Raw genomic sequence first — 18377 nt, forward strand, 5'->3', positions numbered from 1 at the left:
CGGACCATACAAGATCGTGCCGCCCTGTCAGGTCACGTCGTCATAACCGTTGACCCGGTCATGGTCCGAGCTCGCCTGCTCGGGCAGCGCGCTGCCGGCCGAGACGGGCTCCGGGGTGAGGTCCAGGTTGGAGGCCTCGTCGTCGTCCAGGTCCTCGCGCTTCCTGGCCTTGCGACGGTCGTTGAGCAGGGAGAAGGCCACCGCCCCGAAGTACAGCGTCCAGATCGGCGCGGCCAGGGCCAGCATGGTCAGCGGGTCCGTGCTCGGCGTGGCGACGGCCGCGAACACGGTGATGCCCATGATCATCGCGCGCCACCAGCCCAGCATCCGCTTGCCGGTGATCGCCCCGATAAGGTTGAGGAAGACCAGGAGCAGGGGGAGCTCGAAGGAGAGGCCGAAGACCAGCACCATGCGCAGCACGAGGTTGAGCAGATCGTCCACGGGTAGCAGGTTGGCGGCGTTGTCCGGCGTGAACTCGATCAGGACCTTCGCCGTAGTGGGCAACACCGCATAGGCGAAGTAGGCACCGCACAGGAAGAGCGGGGCGCCCGTGCCCACGAACGCATAGGCGTACTTCTTCTCGCTCTTGTGCAGTCCCGGCGCGACGAACCCCCACACCTGGTAAAGCCACACCGGCGAGGCCAGCACCACGCCCGCCATCAACGACACCTTCAGGGCCAGCGTGAAGGCGGTGAGCAGACCGCTGACGGTGATCTGCGCGCAGTGGTCAGACTTGCTCGACGCCAGTTCCGTGAACGTCCTGCCCTGACAGCCGACCGAGTCGAGGATCGGTCGGGTGATCAGGTTGATGATGTCGTTGTAGTAGAAGGCGGCGACGATCGTGACGACGGTGATGGCGAGCAACGACTTCGCCAGCCGATTACGCAGCTCACGCAGATGCTCCGCGAGCGGCATCCGCCCCTCGGGATCCTTCTCCGTCTTGCGGGCAGACTTGAGCAACCCACGTCCTCATCTCGTGCGACAGGCCGCCTTCGCGGGGCGGCCCGGGATCAGCGCTGCGAAGTCTGGTCGGTCGGCTCGGTGACCGGGCGGGCGTTCGTCACGTCGCCGGGTGCGGCCTTGATGGTGCGCTGAGCCGGAGTCTGCTCGTCCTGCTTCGGCGGGTCCGTGGGCGCGGTCTGCTGACCGTCGGACTTCATCGCCTTGGCCTCGCTCTTGAGGATGCGGGCCGACTTGCCCAGCGAGCGCGCCATGTCGGGAAGCTTCTTCGCGCCGAACAGCAGGACGATGACGACGAGGATCAGAATGATCTCAGGGGCGCCGATCTTTCCGAACATAAGCGTTTACCTTCTCACCGAGGCGGCAGGGGCGGGGCTGCCGGTACAGGTCGGACTGATGTCCGACCACCGTGCTGGCAGCGATCGTATCCCGTGGGGGTGAACAGGGGGCAATCCCTCTGCGTACTCCCAGTTGCGGGCCGCGCCTCGCTCTTCGGGCCGCGCCTCGCAGCGTACCCGCCCGTCCTGGCAACCGGACAGGGCACAGAGGTAAAGCGCTTACCAGCCTGTCTCCCGCGTCACATTCGGCGGGTCGTGCGATCAGAGGAGTTCGCGGCTCGTGCGGGCCGTCGCGGTCGCCGCTCGCTCCAGGTCCTCCGCCGCGCGGTTGATCTGCTGTGTGGTGTCGGCGACTTGGCGCCCGAGGCGCTGGGCCTCGACAAAGACCTTGACCGCGAGTACGCCGAGCACGGCGAGTCCCACGAACCCCACAGCAATCGCCAGCATCGCCCAGAACATGCGCCGAGCCTAGACGGTCTGGTGGAGGCGGAGCGTGCTCACCCCTCCACCGGTGAGGAGTTCGATGATGCGCTCCCCGGCCGGCTTGCGTACGGCGGCGCCGCACTCGGGGCAGGTGAACGAGTAGAACGTGGTGCGTCGGGTGGCGCCGATCGCCAGGCGCAGGGCCCCTGCGGAGAGTTCGAAGCGCTCACGGCAGTCGGGGCAGGCGGCCTTGAACAGCACCGGACCCACCACCGCAGACAATCCACCCATTTCGACCATCCCAGACTTTTCAGAGTTTCCCGAACTTCTGGCACCCCCGGGCCGCACCGCGGTCAACGGCACGCCCACCCTTCTCACCCCGGCCGCGCGCGTGAGGGTCGTCACAGACCCGCCCGCGGCCAACGGCCCTACCCCTGCCCGTCGTACGCGGCCAGCGCCTCCCCGGCGGCCTGCCGCGCACTCTCGGCGAGTCCGACCGGCGAGACGATGCGCCCATCGCGGCCGAGCCGGAGCGCCAGCCGCTTCAGCGAGGACGGGTCCGGCGTGCGCAGCGTGATCCGCAGGCCTCCGTCCGCCAGCTCCTCGGCACTGTCGTGCGGGTAGTACTCCGCGACCCAGCGTCCGCCAGGACCGACCTCGACCACGACTTCGGGGTCCTCGGCCGCGGGCTGCACGAGCCCCTCGGACAGGTCCCGCAGTTCGATCTGCGGCGGCGCGGACGGCTCGTCCAGGATCCGGATCTCGGCGACCCGGTCGAGCCGGAAGGTGCGCCGCGCCTCGGAGCGCCGGCACCAGGCCTCGACGTAGGTGTGGCCGACGCTCACCAGGCGGATCGGGTCGATCTCCCGCTCGGTGAGCTCGTCGCGGGCCGGGGAGTAGTAGCGGATCCACAGCCGGCGCCGCTCCGAGATGGCCCGGTCGACGTCGGCGAAGACGCCGCCCTCGGACTCGAAGGTCACGGAGAGCCGGGCGCTCGCCCCGGCCGCCTCGCCGGCCGCGGCCTCCAGCTTCGCCGTGGCCCGAAGCAGCGCGAGCCGGTCGCTCTCCCTGAGGCCGGGCAGCGTGGACACGGCGCGCGCGGCGACGAGCAGCGCCGTCGCCTCGTCGGCGGCGAGCCGCAGCGGCGCGGCGACATCGTCCGGGTTGTGCCACCAGATGCGGTCGCCGTCCGTGTCGATGTCGAGGAGGTCGCCTCCGCGGAAACTCGTCCCGCACAGCGGCAGGATGTCGAGGTCCCCGATGAGCTCGTCCTCGGTGATCCCGAAGGCGCGGGCGACATCCTCGACGCGCGCTCCGGGGCGCTCCCGCAGATACGTCACGAGGGACAGCATCCGCCGGGTCTGGTCGATGGCGTTCGTGGCCATTGGTCCTCGTTCCCCTCAGCCCTTGGCCACGGCGCGCAGCCGGTCGACGACCTCGGCCCGCAGCTCAGCGGGTTCGAGGACGACCACGTCGGGCCCGAACTCGACCAGCCAGGCGTCGAGCCCGTGCCCGTAAGGAATCTCCAGTTCGTCCCAGCCGTCGCCGAGGTCGCGTACGGCCGAGGCCTTGGCGCGCAGCGGATAGCCGGAGCCGGAGCGCAGCCTGATGAGGGCCGTGCGGTCGGCGGTCTCGCCGGCCCAGCTCGCCACGGTCTCGCGGACGGTCACGACGTCGGGCACGTCGGCGGTGAAACGGCCGGCCCGGGAGCGGACCTTGCCGGTGATGCGGGAGAGCCGGAAGACGCGTTCGGCACCGCGGTCGCGGTCCCAGCCGGCGAGATACCAGTGGCCGCGCCAGCATTCGAGCGCCCACGGCTCGACATGCCGCTGCTCGGGGCGCGCGGCGGTGGCCTTGCGGTAGTCGAAGACGACGGGCCGGCGGTCGCGGCAGGCCAGCATCAGCGGCTCGAACGACGCCTCGTGCGCCGGGATGCGGGGTTCGAGGGCGGAGTGCGCCTCGTAAGGGTCGACGTCCTCGGGCAGGCCCGCGGCCCGCAGCTTCTGCAGGGCTCCGCTGGCGGCGCCGGCGAGGCGGGCCTGCTGCCAGACCTTCGCGGCGAGGCCGAGCGCTGCGGCTTCCTCGGCGTCGAGGGTGACGGGCGGCAGCCGGTTGCTGTCGCGGCGGGCGAGGTAGCCGATCTCGCCGTCGAGGCTCTCCACGGTCGCGATGACCAGGCCGAGCTCGCGCAGGTCGTCCTTGTCCCGCTCGAACATCCGGTTGAAGCTGTCGTCGGAGCCCGCTTCCAGGTAGGCCTCGATGGAACCGCGCAGCTCACGCTTGCTGAGCGGGCGTCCCGTCCCGAGCAGACACAGCGCCAGATTCATCAGCCGCTCGGCCTTCGCAATGGCCATCGACGCCCTACGTCCTCTCTTCGAGAGCCCCTGGGCTCTCCCCCATCCGAACGTCGACCGTACCGCTCCGGGAGGCCGTGGCAAAAGCCGAGGACAAGAGGACAAGGGGTGCATCCCAAAGGGATTCGGTTGAGGGCGGCGGTGGGAGACGGGCTGGGCCCATGCCAGGAGGCATGGGCCCAGGATTGACCGCTTGCGGTCACAGCCTGATCAGACGGCGACCGCGTCGCTGACGATCAGACGCCGATCAGGTCGCAGACGAAGATCAGCGTCTCGCCGGGGGCGATCACGCCGCCACCGGCGCCACGCTCGCCGTAGGCGAGGTGGGCGGGGATGGTCAGCCGGCGGCGGCCGCCGACCTTCATGCCCTGGATGCCCTTGTCCCAGCCGGTGATGACCTGGCCGGCGCCGAGCTGGAACTCCAGCGGGTTGCCGCGGTTCCAGGAGGCGTCGAACTCCTCGCCGGTGGAGAAGGCCACGCCCACGTAGTGGACCTTGACGTAGTCGCCGGGCTTGGCGACGGCGCCGTCACCCTCCCAGATCTCCTTGATCTCCAGGTCAGCCGGCGGCTGGCCCTCGGGGAAGTCGATCTCGGGCTTCTCGATGCTCACGTCACTTGCTCCTGCTGATAAACGGTTGGGCAACCCGGACAGTCTTGCATCCCGCAGGGTCAGGACGTGGCCAGGATGTCGACGACGAACACGAGCGTCGAGTTGGCCGGGAGCGTGTCGCCCTTGGCCTGCTTCCCGTACGCCTGGTCGGCGGGGATCACCAGGAGGACGCGGTCGCCCACGTGCTTGCCGACGAGACCCTTGTCCCAGCCCGGGATGACCTGGCCCTGGCCGATCACCGTGGTGAAGGGCTGGCCGGTGTTCCACGACGAGTCGAAGAGCGTCGCCTTCGGCTTGCCCTCGTTGATCTTCCAGGCGGCACCGCTGTACTGCATGGTGACCGTCTTGCCGCTCTTGACCTCGGCACCCTTGCCCTGGATCAGGACCTGGTCGACCAGCTTCTTCGGCGGGTCGTTCTTCGGCACGGAGATCGTCGCGGGCTCCGGCTTGTCGGCCTTGATCTGCGGCAGGTTCGACGGGATGGACGCCTGCGTGCCCGTCACCATCTTCGGGGTGACCTTGCCGACGTCGAGCGCGAAGACCAGCGTGTCGGTGCCGGTGACGCCCGCCTGCTGGTTGCCCTGGCTGCCGAAACCGGCGGCGGGCGGCGCGACGACGAGGACGCGGCTGCCCTCCTTCTGGCCGACCAGGGCGTCCGCGAACGCCGGAATGACGGACTTCGAACCCGCGGTGATCAGCTGCGGGCTGCCGCCCGACTGGTAGGAGCTGCCGAGGTCCTTGCCGCTCTTCCAGACCTTGCCGGTGAAGTTCATCGACACCAGGTCGTCCTTCTTGACCACGGCGCCGTCACCCTGCGACAGCGTGTGCACGACGAACTTGCCGCTCGGCTCGGCCTTCGGCACGGTGATCTTGGCCTGCTTGCCGAAGTCGCCGCTGATCTGCGGCATGGGCGACGCCGAATCGACGGGCTTGGGCGCGGCCGCCTCGGCCTTGGGCGAGGAGGACGCCGAATCCGCCTTGTCCGTGTCGCTCTTCTTGTTGTCATCACCCCCGCACGCCGTCGCGGTCAGCGCCAGAGCCGGGACGATGAGCAGAGCAGCAAGTCGGCGTCGCACAGTGATCCTCAGGTTGCGGGTTACGTGAGTACGGTCCAGCCACTGTAGGCCCTCACGTCCCTTACCCGGGGTACCGCACGCACACCAAAGGCCCCGCACATGGATCATGTACGGGGCCCGGGTCGACGGTGAGCCGGTCGTCCTACATTCCGGCGATCAGCTTCTCCACCCGGTCGTCCACCGACCGGAAGGGGTCCTTGCACAGCACCGTCCGCTGCGCCTGGTCGTTCAGCTTCAGGTGCACCCAGTCGACCGTGAAGTCACGGCGCTGTTCCTGGGCCCTGCGGATGAAGTCGCCCCGCAGCCTCGCGCGCGTGGTCTGCGGCGGCACCGACTTGCCCTCGAAGATCTTGAGGTCGTTGCAGATGCGGGCCGCCTGTCCCTTCCTCTCCAGAAGGTAGTAGAGACCCCTGCGGCGGTGGATGTCGTGGTATGCGAGGTCTATCTGAGCGACCCGCGGATGCGACATGGTCATGTTGTGCTTGGCCCGGTACCGCTCGATGAGCTTGTACTTCATCACCCAGTCGATCTCGGTGCCGATCCGGTCGAGGTCCTCGGCCTCGATCGAGTCGAGAACGCGGCCCCACAGTTCGAGGACCTGCTCGACGGTGCCGGTGCGGATCCCGCGGCGCTCGCAGAAGTCCACGGCCTTCTCGTAGTACTCGCGCTGCACCTCGAGGGCGGATGCCTCGCGGCCACTGGCCAGACGCACCTTGCGCCGGCCGGTGATGTCGTGGCTGACCTCGCGGATGGCCCGGATCGGGTTCTCCAGTGTGAGGTCACGCATGACCGTGCCCGCCTCGATCATGCGGAGCACGAGGTCGGTCGCGCCCACCTTGAGGAGCATCGTCGTCTCGGACATGTTCGAGTCGCCGACGATGACGTGCAGGCGCCGGTAACGCTCGGCGTCCGCGTGCGGTTCGTCGCGGGTGTTGATGATGGGGCGGGAACGCGTGGTCGCGGAGGACACGCCCTCCCAGATGTGCTCGGCACGCTGGCTCACGCAGTACACGGCACCGCGCGGAGTCTGCAGCACCTTGCCCGCGCCACACAGCAATTGCCGTGTGACCAGGAACGGAATGAGGATGTCCGCGAGTCGCGAGAACTCCCCGTGACGGGCCACCAGATAGTTCTCGTGGCAGCCGTAGGAGTTTCCCGCCGAGTCGGTGTTGTTCTTGAAGAGATAGACGTCGCCCGCGATTCCCTCCTCGTGCAGGCGGCGTTCGGCGTCGACGAGCAGGCCTTCCAGAATGCGCTCGCCCGCTTTGTCATGCGTGACCAACTCGGTCACGTTGTCACATTCAGGAGTTGCGTATTCCGGATGTGACCCGACATCGAGATAGAGGCGGGCGCCGTTCCGCAGAAAGACATTGCTGCTGCGGCCCCATGACACGACACGGCGGAAGAGGTACCGCGCCACCTCGTCAGGAGACAGGCGGCGCTGTCCCCTAAACGTACATGTGACGCCGTACTCGTTCTCCAGCCCGAAAATGCGGCGGTCCATGAGTGAACATTACGCCTGATGCCCTGTACTGAAACCGGGTTCGACAGCACCGTTTCGATCATTTTCCGATGAGCCCGCGACACGCCCGGCGCCACGGGGAGCTGCGAGGACCCGTCCGGTGGCGAGGAGCACGAGCAGCGCGGCCACCCCGGCCGCTCCGGGAACGGCGAAGCCCCACACCGTGCCGCCCCACTCGACGACCGGGCCGGCCACGGCGGTTCCGACCGACGTACCCACCGTGAACGTCGTCACGAGCCACGAGAACGCCTCCGTCACCGTGCCCCGCGGCGCGTGCCGGTCCACGATGATGAACGCACACGCGATCGACGGAGCGAGGAACACACCCGCGAGCGCCGTCAGCGCTGTCATCGCCACGACGCCCGGCATCAGCACCAGCGGCACGTAGAAGAGGGCCAGCAGGGCCACCAGCCACCGCAGCCGCCGCTCGGGGACGCCGGCCCACTGCCGCGCCCCGTACACGGATCCACCGGCCAGCGCGCCCAGCCCGAGCGCCGCCATCAGCCAGCCGTACGTCACGTCACCGCCGTGCCCGTCCGCGTACGAGACACCCGCCACCGTGATCGAGCCCAGCGCCGTCCCGATGAACAGGAACGCACCGAGGAGCGCAAGGAGTCCCGGCGAGCGCAGGGCGCCCAGCCAGTGCGCCGCGCGTGGCGCCGAGCGCCACGCGCGCGACGGCTGCGACACCACCACCGAGAGCGCGCCGAGCACACCGACGACGTTCAGGACGATGAGCGCGGCCTGCGCCGACCACAAGGACACGCACACAGTGACGAGCAACGGCCCGACGGTGAACATGACTTCCTGCGCCACGGCGTCCATCGCGTACGCGGTGTGGACCTGCTCCTCCCGCGGCAGCACATGGGGCCACAGCGCGCGCAGCCCGCCCTCGAGCGGCGGCGTGAACAGTCCGGCCGCGGCCACCGCGACGTACGCGAGCACCGGTGATCCGGTCCCGGCGAAGGCGAAGACGGTCATGGCGAGCGCCGACGCCAGCGCCGCCGGGAGCTGCACTCTCGGCTGTCCCCGCAGGTCCACGAGCCGGCCGAGCAGCGGCTGCCCCACCGCGTTGGCGACGCCGTACACCGCGGCGAGCGCCCCGGCCAGGCTGTACGTGCCGCCCTCCGCGCGGACGAACAGCACGATCGCGATGGCGGCGGTCGCGTTCGGCAGCCGCCCCACCAGGGTGCCCACCAGCAGCCGCGTCGCATGCCGCGCCTTGAGGATCTCCGCATATCCCGCGGCCATCGCCCACCCTCTCGCCGCCCCGAGGCGCCTTAGGTTTTACGTATAACTTCGAGGGTCATACGTACCATGTCCACAGGCCACGGGTCCACCCGAAGACCCCGCCGCACACCCCACGGAGGCATGAGTGACAACCGGGTCAGACGACACGGCCCCCGCGCGCCCCACCAGCCGCGACGTCGCCCGCGCCGCCGGAGTCTCCCAGGCCGCCGTCTCCCTCGTGCTCGGCGACAAATGGCGCGGCCGCGTAGCCGAGACCACCGCCGAACGCGTCCGCGCCGCCGCCCGCGACCTCGGCTACCGCCCCAACCTCGCCGCCCGCAACCTGCGCCTCGGCCGCACCCGCACCGCCCTCCTCGTGGTCCCCGCCCTCACCAACGAGTTCTTCGCCGGCGTCTACACCGGCGCCGCCCGCGTCGCAGCCGAGCACGGCTTCGGCGTCGTGCTCTACCCCTCCCCCGAAGGCATCGGCCCCGCCCCCGACCCCTTCGACTCCGCACGCGCGGCCCTCGACGGCGTACTCGCCTCCTCCATGGCCTCCGACGCCGTCACCGCCATCCGCGGCGGCGGACTCCCCCTCGTCATGCTCGACAGCGACCCCGACGACACGGCCGCCACCGGAGCCGCCACCGTCAACCTCGACATCGCCGACGGCATGCGCCAGGTGACGGACCATCTGCTCACCCTCGGCCACCGCCGGTTCCTGCACCTCGCCTCCGCCGTACCCTCCTGGACCTTCGACGTACGCGCCCACGAACTCGCCGACCGCACCACCCGCGTCCCCGGAACCCACATCCGCACCGTGCACTCACACCTGACAGTCGAAGCAGCCCGCACCGCCGCACAGACCGCGCTCACCGCACCCGGCCCCCGCCCCACCGCCATCGTCTGCGACGACGACAAACTCGCCACCGGCGCCTACAAAGCCGCCCGCGGACTGGGCCTGCACATCCCCGACGACCTCTCCGTCACCGGCTTCGACGACCTCTCCCTCGCCACCGCCGTCGAACCCGAACTCACCACCGTCCGGCTCCCCGCGGAGCTCTTCGGCGAGCGAGGCATGGCCGCGCTCCTCGCCGTCCTGGACGGCCGCGCCCCGCAAACCACCGCACTCCCCGTCGAGTTGGTCGTCCGCGGCTCCACAGCCGCGCCCCCCGGCTGAAACAACGAACGGCGCCCCGACCGCTACTGCGATCGGGGCGCCCCACACCTCAGCAGGAAACCCTGCTCACTCTTCGTCTTCGGACTCCGCGTCACCGCTCTCCACCGGCTCGGCGGACGTCGCCGCACCGGCCTCGAGCAGCCGCGACAACTGCGGCCCCACAATGCGCTTGAACTTCCGCTGCTGCGGGCGCGTGCGGTCAAGAACCGCCACCTCGAGCCGCTCCGCGGGGATCTCCCGCTCACTGCCATTGGTGTCCCGCGACAGCGCCTGCACCGCCAGCTTCAACGCCTCCGCGAGAGTCATCCCATCCCGGTGACGCTGATCCAGATACGTGCTGATCTGCTCCGCATTACCCCCGACCGCGACCGAGCCGTGCTCGTCGACGATCGAACCGTCGTGCGGAAGGCGGTAGATCTGATCACCCTCGGGCTCCGACCCGACCTCGGCGACCACCAGCTCCACCTCGTACGGCTTCTCGGCGCTGCTCGAGAAGATCGTGCCCAGCGTCTGCGCGTACACATTCGCCAGACCACGCGCCGTCACATCGTCACGGTCGTAGGTGTAACCCCGCAGGTCGGCGTAGCGCACACCGCCGATCCGCAGGTTCTCGTACTCGTTGTACTTACCGGCGGCAGCGAAGCCGATCCGGTCATAGATCTCGCTGAACTTGTGCAGCGCGCGGGACGGGTTCTCGCCGACGAACACGATGCCATCGGCGTACTGCAGCACAACCAGGCTGCGACCGCGGGCGATGCCCTTGCGGGCGTACTCCGCCCGGTCGGCCATGGCCTGCTGGGGTGAGACATAGAACGGCGTCGACACCGGCTGTCCGTCCCTTTCTGTCAGTGACTCAGTGACTCAAGTCTCGGGCGAATGGCGCTTCGGGCATGACGGATACACACCGGTCAGAGAAGCGCGGCCCGCGGGCCGTCGGGCTGCTCCAGCCGGCGCTCCAGGATGGAACGGGCGATCTCCGAACCCTCCTCATCGGTGAGCCTGCGGAACCCGTCGTCCGTGATCACCGTGACGATCGGATAGATCCGGCGCGCCACATCGGGACCACCCGTCGCCGAGTCGTCGTCCGCCGCGTCGTAGAGCGCCTGCACGACCAGCGTCGTCGCCTCCGACTCCGTCAGATCGTCGCGGTAGAGCTTCTTCATGGCCCCACGCGCGAAAATCGAACCGGAACCCGTCGACGCGTACCCGTGCTCCTCGCTCCGCCCGCCCGTGACGTCGTACGAGAAGATGCGGCCCTTGCCGCGGTCCACGTCGTACCCCGCGAACAGCGGCACCACGGCCAGGCCCTGCATGGCCATGCCGAGGTTCGACCGGATCATGGTCGAGAGCCGGTTCGCCTTGCCCTCCAGCGACAGCTGGGCGCCCTCCACCTTCTCGAAGTGCTCCAGCTCCAGCTGAAAGAGCTTCACCATCTCCACGGCCAGACCGGCCGTACCGGCGATGCCCACCGCCGAGTACTCGTCCGCCGGAAAGACCTTCTCGATGTCGCGCTGAGCGATCATGTTGCCCATGGTGGCCCGGCGGTCACCGGCGAGGACCACACCGCCGGGGAACGTGACGGACACGATCGTCGTCCCGTGCGGCGCCTCGATCGCACCCTTCACCGGCAACGCGCGGTTCCCGGGCAGGATTTCAGGCTGGTGCACGGCCAGAAAGTCCACGAAGGACGACGACCCGGGCGTCAGGAAGGCAGCTGGTAGACGCCCGGTGCTACGAGAGTTGGCTTCCACGCGATTCCTTCCACGTAGGCGGCGGCGCGACGGATGACGTCGGGATCATCTCCCAACTTGCCGATGGCCGAATTGCAGTTGAAGCACAGTACGCCACGGACCCTACCCGTCTCGTGACAGTGATCAACATGTACGGCCGGACGCTTGAGGCAGATCACGCAGATCCCCATCTGCGAGGCGATCATCTCGTCACGCTCGGCTTCGGTGAGGTTGTAGTTGCGCTTGAGGTGGTGGGCGCGCCCCTTCTCGGCCTTGCATGTCTTGCAAAGCGTCGCGAGCCCGTCAGATGCCGTGCGGTTCTTGGTCCACTCGCTGTGCGGCTTGATCTCGCCGCATGTCCGGCAGTACTTGTGGCCATCTGGCGCTTCCACTCGGGGACGAACATTGCGCCCCTTAGCCAGTTGGCGCTGTTGGTGGTACGCAGCCGCGCACACCCGGCAGTAGGCCTGCAGCCCGTCACGCATCGCCTTGTTGCTCGCGAAGGCTGCCCGCGGCTTGTGTTCCTGACACCGCGAGCAACGCTTCACACTCTCGCCATCCGACAACCCCAAAGCCCCCATTTCCTTCGATTCGAAGGTGAAGTCACTCTCCACCCTTCTGAACGAAGGAGCGAACGAAGTCCTCTGCGTTCTCCTCGAGTACATCGTCAATCTCGTCAAGAACCGAGTCGACGTCGTCGCTCAGCTTCTCCTGGCGTTCCTTGAGGTCCTCGGAAGCCTGCGCGTCCTGCGCCTGCTCCTCGACCTCCTCGGTGGAACGCGTCGCCTTCTGCTGTCCGCCGCCGGTGTCCTTGGTCGCCATCTACCTCACCCCGCTCGGTTCGACGTTCTTGATCAGACCCTACAAGCCGGGTCCGACATCGGCCCCGCAGTTCGTCCAACGTGCGAGGCCCACCCATGTGATTCCCCTGCCGCCGGCTTTTCAGCCTCCGGACAGCACCCGGACCAGATCTTCGGCCGTGCGGCACCGGTCGAGCAGCTCCTTCACGTGATTACGCGTTCCGCGAAGGGGTTCGAGGGTTGGGACGCGCTGCAGGGAGTCACGGCCGGGGAGATCGAAGATCACCGAGTCCCAGGAGGCCGCGGCGACGTCGTCCGCGTACTGCTCCAGGCAGCGCCCGCGGAAGTATGCCCTGGTGTCCTCCGGCGGCTTCGTACGGGCCCTCTCGACGTCCGAGTCGTCCAGGAGCCGCTTCATCCGGCCGCGGGTCGCGAGACGGTTGTACAGGCCCTTCTCGGGCCTCACGTCGGCGTACTGGAGGTCGACGAGGTGGAGCCGGGCGGCGTCCCAGTCGAGGTTGTCGCGGCGGCGGTAGCCCTCCATGAGCTGCCGCTTGGCGACCCAGTCGAGCTCTCCGGCCAGGCTCATCGGGTCGGTCTCCAGGCGGCCGAGTACGTCCTCCCAGCGGGTCAGGACGTCCTTGGTCTGTTCGTCGGCGTCCGCCCCGTAGCGCTCTTCTACGTATTTCCTGGCCAGTTCGAAGTACTCCATCTGGAGCTGCACCGCGGTGAGCGTGCGGCCGCTGCGGAGGGTGACCAGGTGTTGCAGGCCGGGGTCGTGGGAGACCTGGTGGAGGGTGCGTACGGGCTGGTCCACGGCCAGGTCGACGGCGATGAAGCCGTCCTCGATCATGGAGAGGACCAGGGCCGTCGTGCCGAGCTTGAGATAGGTCGAGATCTCGGAGAGGTTCGCGTCGCCGATGATCACGTGCAGGCGGCGGTACTTCTCTGCGTCGGCGTGCGGCTCGTCCCTGGTGTTGATGATGGGGCGCTTGAGCGTCGTCTCCAGGCCGACCTCGACCTCGAAGTAGTCGGCGCGCTGGCTGAGCTGGAAGCCGTGTTCGTGGCCGTCCTGGCCGATGCCGACGCGGCCGGCACCGGTGACGACCTGGCGGGAGACGAAGAAGGGCGTCAGGTGGCGCACGATGTCCGAGAAGGGGGTCTCCCGCTTCATCAGGTAGTTCTCGTGCGTGCCGTAGGAGGCGCCCTTGTTGTCGGTGTTGTTTTTGTAGAGGTGGATCGGCTGGGCGCCGGGGAGCTGGGCGGCGCGCTCGGCGGCCTCGGCCATGATGCGTTCGCCGGCCTTGTCCCACAGGACGGCGTCCCGCGGGTTGGTGACTTCGGGGGCGCTGTATTCGGGGTGTGCGTGGTCGACGTACAGGCGGGCACCGTTGGTGAGGATGACATTGGCCAGGCCGATGTCCTCGTCGGTGAGCTGGCTGGAGTCGGCGACCTCACGGGCGAGGTCGAAGCCTCGCGCGTCGCGCAGCGGATTCTCCTCCTCGAAGTCCCAGCGGGCGCGGCGCGCCCGGTGCATCGCCGCCGCGTAGGCGTTGACGATCTGGGATGAGGTGAGCATGGCATTGGCGTTGGGGTGGCCGGGGACGGAGATCCCGTACTCCGTCTCGATGCCCATTACTCGCCGTACGGTCATGCGGCCCTCCTTGCCCGGCGGCGCCCCCGTTCGGGGGCGGCGCTCAAGTACCGCTGGTTCTCCAGTGCGCGTGCGGTGCCCGTCCCCGCGCTGCGCGACTCGGCGGTACCGAAGAGCCTAGAACGCCTATGCGCTGGTGGGGAGATCATTACCGTCATTGCTGTCGCTGTGCCTGCGAGTCGGCCGCTGCCGGGATACCGGAAAGTCGGCCGGAATTGTTGCCTGGAAAACAGTCGGCTGCGGGTACCCGGTAGAGGCACCCGCAGCCGCCCTGTCTTTTACAGGTACTGACCGGTGTTCGCCACCGTGTCGATGGAGCGGCCGGTGTCCGCGCCCTGCTTTCCGGTGACGAGCGTACGGATGTAAACGATCCGTTCGCCCTTCTTACCGGAGATGCGAGCCCAGTCGTCCGGGTTGGTGGTGTTCGGCAGGTCCTCGTTCTCCTTGAACTCGTCCACGCAGGCCTGGAGGAGGTGGGAGACCCTGAGGCCCTTCTGGTTGTGTTCGAGGAAGGCCTTGATGGCTGCCTTCTTGGCGCGTCCGACGATGTTCTCGATCATGGCGCCCGAGTTGAAGTCCTTGAAGTACAGGACTTCCTTGTCGCCGTTGGCGTACGTGACCTCGAGGAAGCGGTTCTCCTCGCTTTCCGCGTACATCTGCTCCACGGCGGTCTGGATCATTCCGTGGACCGTGCTGGCGCGGTCGCCGCCGTGCTCTCCGAGGTCGTCGGAGTGCAGCGGGAGGCGGGCGGTCAGGTACTTGGCGAAGATGTCCTTGGCCGCTTCGGCGTCCGGGCGCTCGATCTTGATCTTCACGTCGAGTCGTCCGGGCCGCAGGATCGCGGGGTCGATCATGTCCTCACGGTTGGAGGCGCCGATCACGACCACGTTCTCCAGGCCCTCCACGCCGTCGATCTCGGCGAGCAGCTGGGGGACGATGGTGTTCTCCACGTCCGAGCTGACGCCGGATCCGCGGGTGCGGAAGAGGGACTCCATCTCGTCGAAGAAGACGATGACGGGTGTGCCCTCGCTGGCCTTTTCACGCGCACGCTGGAAGACGAGGCGGATCTGCCGCTCGGTCTCGCCGACGTACTTGTTGAGCAGTTCGGGACCCTTGATGTTGAGGAAGAAGCTCTTGCCCGTGGCCTGTCCGGTCACTTCCGCGACCTTCTTGGCAAGGGAGTTGGCCACTGCCTTGGCGATCAGGGTCTTGCCGCAGCCGGGAGGCCCGTAGAGCAGGACGCCCTTGGGCGGCCGCAGCTCGTGCTCCTTGAACAGGTCCGGGTAGAGGTAGGGGAGCTCGACCGCGTCGCGGATCAGTTCGATCTGGTTGCCCAGTCCGCCGATCTGCTCGTAGCCGATGTCCGGGACCTCTTCGAGGACGAGCTCTTCGACTTCGCTCTTGGGTACGACTTCGTAGACATAGCCGGATCGGGGTTCGAGCAGGAGGGCGTCGCCTGGGCGGATGTTGATGTCGAGGAGTGGTTCGGCGAGCCGGACCACGCGTTCTTCATCGGTGTGCCCCACCACCAGGGCGCGCTCGCCGTCCTCGAGGATCTCCTTGAGGGTGACGATGTCGCCGACGCTCTCGTACTCCATGGCCTCGACCACGTTGAGCGCTTCGTTGAGCATCACTTCCTGGCCGCGCCTGAGCTCTTCGAGCTCCACGCTGGGGCTCACGTTCACCCGGAGCTTGCGGCCGCCGGTGAAGATGTCGGCGGTACCGTCCTCGTTCGCCACGAGGAAGACTCCGAAGCCGGCCGGCGGCTGTGCGAGCCGGTCGACTTCCTCCTTGAGGGCCACGATCTGGTCGCGGGCCTCCCTGAGCGTGTTGGCGAGCCGCTCGTTCTGTGCGGACACGCCGGCCAGGTTGGTCTGCAGCTCGACGATCCGCTCTTCGAGAATCCTCGTATGACGCGGAGAGTCGGCGAGCTTGCGTCGCAGGACGGCGATCTCCTGCTCAAGATAGGCAATCTGACCGGCGGGGTCGTCGGACCCTCTTCCCGGGCGGATGCCGCGGTTCATGTCGTCGTCGTGGGCTGCCACGGTCCTCACCTCCTCCAAGGGGAGCTGGACGCTTCCAGACCCTACCTGGGTGGGTGTCGATTGAAACCCCTAGATCACAAAGACGAAGGGGGTGTGTCCGATCTTCACCCTTGCGCTCTCCCTCACGCCAGGGGAATACCCACCCAACAACATCGGAAAGCGGGCGGTTGTAGGGTCGAAGTGTTCAACACCCGTCGGAGCTGGCCCGACTTGCTGGTACGCGGGGCGGTTCGAGGCAGGAAACGGCAGGAGATATGAGCGTGCAGCAGGAGGCCGGATCCGGCATCGACAGCGGTGTCGCCCTTGAGGTGTGGATCGACCAGGACCTCTGCACCGGCGACGGGATCTGCGCGCAGTACGCGCCGGAGGTCTTCGAGCTGGACATCGACGGACTGGCCTATGTGAAGGGCGCGCAGGACGAGCTGTTGCAGGCGCAGGGGGCCACCACCCCGGTGCCGCTGCCGCTGTTGAACGACGTCGTGGACTCCGCGAAGGAGTGCCCGGGCGACTGTATTCATGTACGTCGCGTTTCGGACAGGGTGGAGGTCTACGGTCCTGACGCGGAGTGACCGTGGGGTTCCTGGGCGTCACTCGAGGTAGGGAAAGGCCAACGAAGACGTAGGGAAAGGCCAACGAAAGGGGCTCGTGCCGCCGTTCCCGGCGGGCACGGGCCCCTTCGTGTGGTGCGCGTCAGATGCTGCGGGCCTCCGCGGGAGTGGAACGCATGAACGCGTCGCCCTTCCACTGCCACTTGGCCTTGTCCTGGGTGTCGGGGCAGCAACTGGGGACGGCGGCGCTGGAGTAGCCGAGGAGCGTGGCGGTGACGGCCTTGTCGCGTACCGCTACGTCGTCGGCGGTGAGTCGGTCCTTCGGGTCGACGAGGGTGGCGACGATGCGCGGTTCGGCGTTGGCCTCGTGGGGCTGGGTGAGGACGTAGACGCCGTTGGGCGGGGTGCCGGAGCCGGCGTCGCAGCGGACCACGGCGACGGTTTCCGGCCTGCCGTCACCGTCGAGGTCCCCGGTGGCCTTCTTCGCCACGAGGATCTTGGCGGGGCCGCACTCGAGCGGGAAGTGGACGGCGGCCGGGTCGGGCGGCGCGGCGGTGGTTCTGGTGCCGACGGACTGTGTTGCCGGCTGGGCCGCGGTGGCCGCGCCGGGCTGCAGGAACGAGGAGACCGAGACGACGGCCGATACGGCCGCGGCGGTCGCGACCCAGTGGATGGGGCGGGTGGTGGTGTGCGCCAGTTCCGGGACGGCGGGGTGCTGCACTAGGAGTGTCTCCTGTGAGGGCTGTGCCGGTGGGGGTGGCCAGCATCGTGCCATACCTCACAGTGCGGGGGAACGTCAGGGTCCGCTGATTCTCAGCTTCCTTACGTGTCCTTGCCGTATCGTGCGCGCCGCTCCTCAACGAACGGGCGCCGCCGCCGAGTTCCGCGGGTGTGCGGGAACTCGGCGGCGGCGCCTTTGCGTTGTGCCGGATGCCCGGGTCAGCGTCCGGCGTTGCCGCCGTCCGCGTTCGGACCTGAGTAGTCCTCGCCGTAGGCGCCCTTGGCGGGGCGGCGGCGGCGCATGGGCGGCTCGACGCCGTCCGCGAGGCGGCGGGCGGTGAGGAGGAAGCCGGTGTGGCCGATCATGCGGTGGTCCGGGCGGACGGCCAGGCCCTCGACGTGCCAGTTACGGATCATCGACTCCCAGGACGTCGGCTCGTTGAAGCAGCCGATCTCGCGGATGGACTCGACGGTCCGCGCGAGCTGGGTGGTGGTGGCGACGTAGCAGCAGAGGATGCCGCCGGGGACGAGGGCCTTGGAGACGACCTCGAGGCACTCCCAGGGGGCGAGCATGTCGAGGATGACGCGGTCCACGTCGGAGTCGCTCAGGTTGTCCTGGAGGTCCCCGACGGTGAGCTGCCACGCGGGGTGGGAGCCGCCGAAGTAGCGCTCCACGTTCTGCGTGGCGATCTCGGCGAAGTCCTCGCGGCGCTCGTAGGAGTGCAGCATGCCCTGATCGCCGATGGCGCGCAGCAGGAAGCTGCTCAGCGAGCCGGAGCCGACGCCTGCCTCGACGACGCGTGCGCCGGGGAAGATGTCGGCGAAGGCCAGGATCTGCCCCGCGTCCTTGGGGTAGACCACGGCGGCGCCGCGGGGCATGGACAGGACGTAGTCGGGGAGCAGGGGGCGCAGCGCGAGGTAGGCGACGTTTCCGGTGGTGCGGACAACGCTGCCCTCGGGAGCGCCGATCAGTTCGTCGTGCGGGAAGGAACCCTTGTGGGTGTGGAAGTTCTTCCCGGCCTCGAGCGTGAACGTGTAGTGGCGGCCCTTGGGGTCGGTCAGCTGTACCTGGTCCCCGACCTTGAAGGGCCCGCGTCGGCGGGCGGCACCGGTCGGTTCGGACATGTGACCAGCCTACCGGTCCGCGGGGGGCCCGCGGACCAGGGGCGCTGGGGTGCGGGCCGGG

The 18377-nt window shown here is 68.4% G+C and carries 20 protein-coding genes; 2 read left to right on the plus strand and 18 right to left on the minus strand.

What is annotated here, in order from left to right; genetic code table 11:
• Nucleotides 1–27 precede the first annotated feature (27 nt).
• The 10 genes from tatC to ACY0PA_RS10320 all read right to left on the minus strand — a co-directional run bounded on the left by tatC (nucleotide 28) and on the right by ACY0PA_RS10320 (nucleotide 8535).
• Complete coding sequence (gene tatC / locus ACY0PA_RS10275; RefSeq protein ID WP_473084344.1) at nucleotides 28–960, minus strand: twin-arginine translocase subunit TatC; 933 nt, start codon at nucleotides 958–960, stop codon at nucleotides 28–30.
• Nucleotides 961–1010: 50 nt separating this feature from the next.
• Nucleotides 1011–1298, minus strand: a complete 288-nt coding sequence (tatA, locus tag ACY0PA_RS10280; RefSeq protein ID WP_473084345.1) for a Sec-independent protein translocase subunit TatA — start codon at nucleotides 1296–1298, stop codon at nucleotides 1011–1013.
• Nucleotides 1299–1559: 261 nt separating this feature from the next.
• Nucleotides 1560–1757: a hypothetical protein gene (locus ACY0PA_RS10285; protein ID WP_362905859.1), complete on the minus strand. Its 198-nt coding sequence runs from the start codon at nucleotides 1755–1757 to the stop codon at nucleotides 1560–1562.
• Between the two features lie 9 nt (nucleotides 1758–1766).
• Entirely contained in the window at nucleotides 1767–2012 is a 246-nt protein-coding gene (locus tag ACY0PA_RS10290; RefSeq protein WP_227293753.1) for a phage terminase large subunit family protein, read from the minus strand.
• A gap of 137 nt (nucleotides 2013–2149) precedes the next feature.
• A complete protein-coding gene (locus ACY0PA_RS10295) occupies nucleotides 2150–3106 on the minus strand; it encodes a helix-turn-helix transcriptional regulator (protein WP_473084346.1) in 957 nt (318 codons plus the stop codon).
• Between the two features lie 15 nt (nucleotides 3107–3121).
• The gene (locus ACY0PA_RS10300) at nucleotides 3122–4075 is read right to left on the minus strand and encodes a helix-turn-helix transcriptional regulator (protein WP_326776608.1); all 954 of its coding nucleotides are present in this window, start codon (nucleotides 4073–4075) and stop codon (nucleotides 3122–3124) included.
• A 236-nt stretch (nucleotides 4076–4311) separates the two neighbouring features.
• Nucleotides 4312–4686 carry an FKBP-type peptidyl-prolyl cis-trans isomerase gene (locus tag ACY0PA_RS10305; protein WP_116503132.1) on the minus strand — a complete coding sequence of 125 codons (375 nt, stop codon included), beginning with the start codon at nucleotides 4684–4686 and terminating at the stop codon, nucleotides 4312–4314.
• Between the two features lie 59 nt (nucleotides 4687–4745).
• Nucleotides 4746–5762 carry an FKBP-type peptidyl-prolyl cis-trans isomerase gene (locus tag ACY0PA_RS10310; protein WP_473084347.1) on the minus strand — a complete coding sequence of 339 codons (1017 nt, stop codon included), beginning with the start codon at nucleotides 5760–5762 and terminating at the stop codon, nucleotides 4746–4748.
• 142 nt (nucleotides 5763–5904) lie between these two features.
• On the minus strand, nucleotides 5905–7266 hold the full coding sequence (gene pafA, locus ACY0PA_RS10315) for a Pup--protein ligase (RefSeq protein WP_030606492.1): 1362 nt from the start codon (nucleotides 7264–7266) through the stop codon (nucleotides 5905–5907).
• Nucleotides 7267–7275: 9 nt separating this feature from the next.
• Entirely contained in the window at nucleotides 7276–8535 is a 1260-nt protein-coding gene (locus tag ACY0PA_RS10320) for an MFS transporter (RefSeq protein ID WP_473084348.1), read from the minus strand.
• A gap of 124 nt (nucleotides 8536–8659) precedes the next feature.
• On the opposite strand from ACY0PA_RS10320, the gene ACY0PA_RS10325 reads away from it, so the two are divergent.
• Complete coding sequence (locus ACY0PA_RS10325) at nucleotides 8660–9694, plus strand: LacI family DNA-binding transcriptional regulator (protein WP_473084349.1); 1035 nt, start codon at nucleotides 8660–8662, stop codon at nucleotides 9692–9694.
• A gap of 66 nt (nucleotides 9695–9760) precedes the next feature.
• Here ACY0PA_RS10325 and prcA read toward each other — a convergent pair whose 3' ends face one another.
• The 6 genes from prcA to arc all read right to left on the minus strand — a co-directional run bounded on the left by prcA (nucleotide 9761) and on the right by arc (nucleotide 15923).
• The gene (gene prcA / locus ACY0PA_RS10330; RefSeq protein ID WP_473084350.1) at nucleotides 9761–10519 is read right to left on the minus strand and encodes a proteasome subunit alpha; all 759 of its coding nucleotides are present in this window, start codon (nucleotides 10517–10519) and stop codon (nucleotides 9761–9763) included.
• 83 nt (nucleotides 10520–10602) lie between these two features.
• On the minus strand, nucleotides 10603–11445 hold the full coding sequence (gene prcB / locus ACY0PA_RS10335; RefSeq protein WP_473084351.1) for a proteasome subunit beta: 843 nt from the start codon (nucleotides 11443–11445) through the stop codon (nucleotides 10603–10605).
• Entirely contained in the window at nucleotides 11397–12005 is a 609-nt protein-coding gene (locus ACY0PA_RS10340; RefSeq protein ID WP_473086283.1) for an endonuclease VII domain-containing protein, read from the minus strand. The genes prcB and ACY0PA_RS10340 overlap by 49 nt, the downstream gene beginning before the upstream one ends.
• 22 nt (nucleotides 12006–12027) lie before the next feature.
• Entirely contained in the window at nucleotides 12028–12246 is a 219-nt protein-coding gene (locus ACY0PA_RS10345) for a ubiquitin-like protein Pup (protein WP_011027899.1), read from the minus strand.
• 120 nt (nucleotides 12247–12366) lie between these two features.
• Nucleotides 12367–13878 (minus strand): depupylase/deamidase Dop, encoded by a 1512-nt coding sequence (dop, locus tag ACY0PA_RS10350; RefSeq protein WP_473084352.1) that lies wholly within the window; start codon nucleotides 13876–13878, stop codon nucleotides 12367–12369.
• Between the two features lie 278 nt (nucleotides 13879–14156).
• Nucleotides 14157–15923 carry a proteasome ATPase gene (arc, locus tag ACY0PA_RS10355; RefSeq protein ID WP_100597121.1) on the minus strand — a complete coding sequence of 589 codons (1767 nt, stop codon included), beginning with the start codon at nucleotides 15921–15923 and terminating at the stop codon, nucleotides 14157–14159.
• A gap of 254 nt (nucleotides 15924–16177) precedes the next feature.
• Between arc and ACY0PA_RS10360 the strand changes: the two genes are divergently transcribed.
• Nucleotides 16178–16492, plus strand: coding sequence for a ferredoxin (locus ACY0PA_RS10360; RefSeq protein WP_473084353.1), 315 nt, complete (start codon nucleotides 16178–16180; stop codon nucleotides 16490–16492).
• A gap of 121 nt (nucleotides 16493–16613) precedes the next feature.
• Here the strand turns inward: ACY0PA_RS10360 and ACY0PA_RS10365 are convergent, their stop codons facing one another.
• Both ACY0PA_RS10365 and ACY0PA_RS10370 read right to left on the minus strand, forming a co-directional pair.
• Nucleotides 16614–17192, minus strand: coding sequence for a hypothetical protein (locus ACY0PA_RS10365; RefSeq protein ID WP_473084354.1), 579 nt, complete (start codon nucleotides 17190–17192; stop codon nucleotides 16614–16616).
• 218 nt (nucleotides 17193–17410) lie between these two features.
• Nucleotides 17411–18316 carry a tRNA (adenine-N1)-methyltransferase gene (locus ACY0PA_RS10370; protein WP_473084355.1) on the minus strand — a complete coding sequence of 302 codons (906 nt, stop codon included), beginning with the start codon at nucleotides 18314–18316 and terminating at the stop codon, nucleotides 17411–17413.
• Between the last annotated feature and the right edge of the window lie 61 nt (nucleotides 18317–18377).

Source organism: Streptomyces sp. DS1-CR2 (assembly GCF_055760475.1).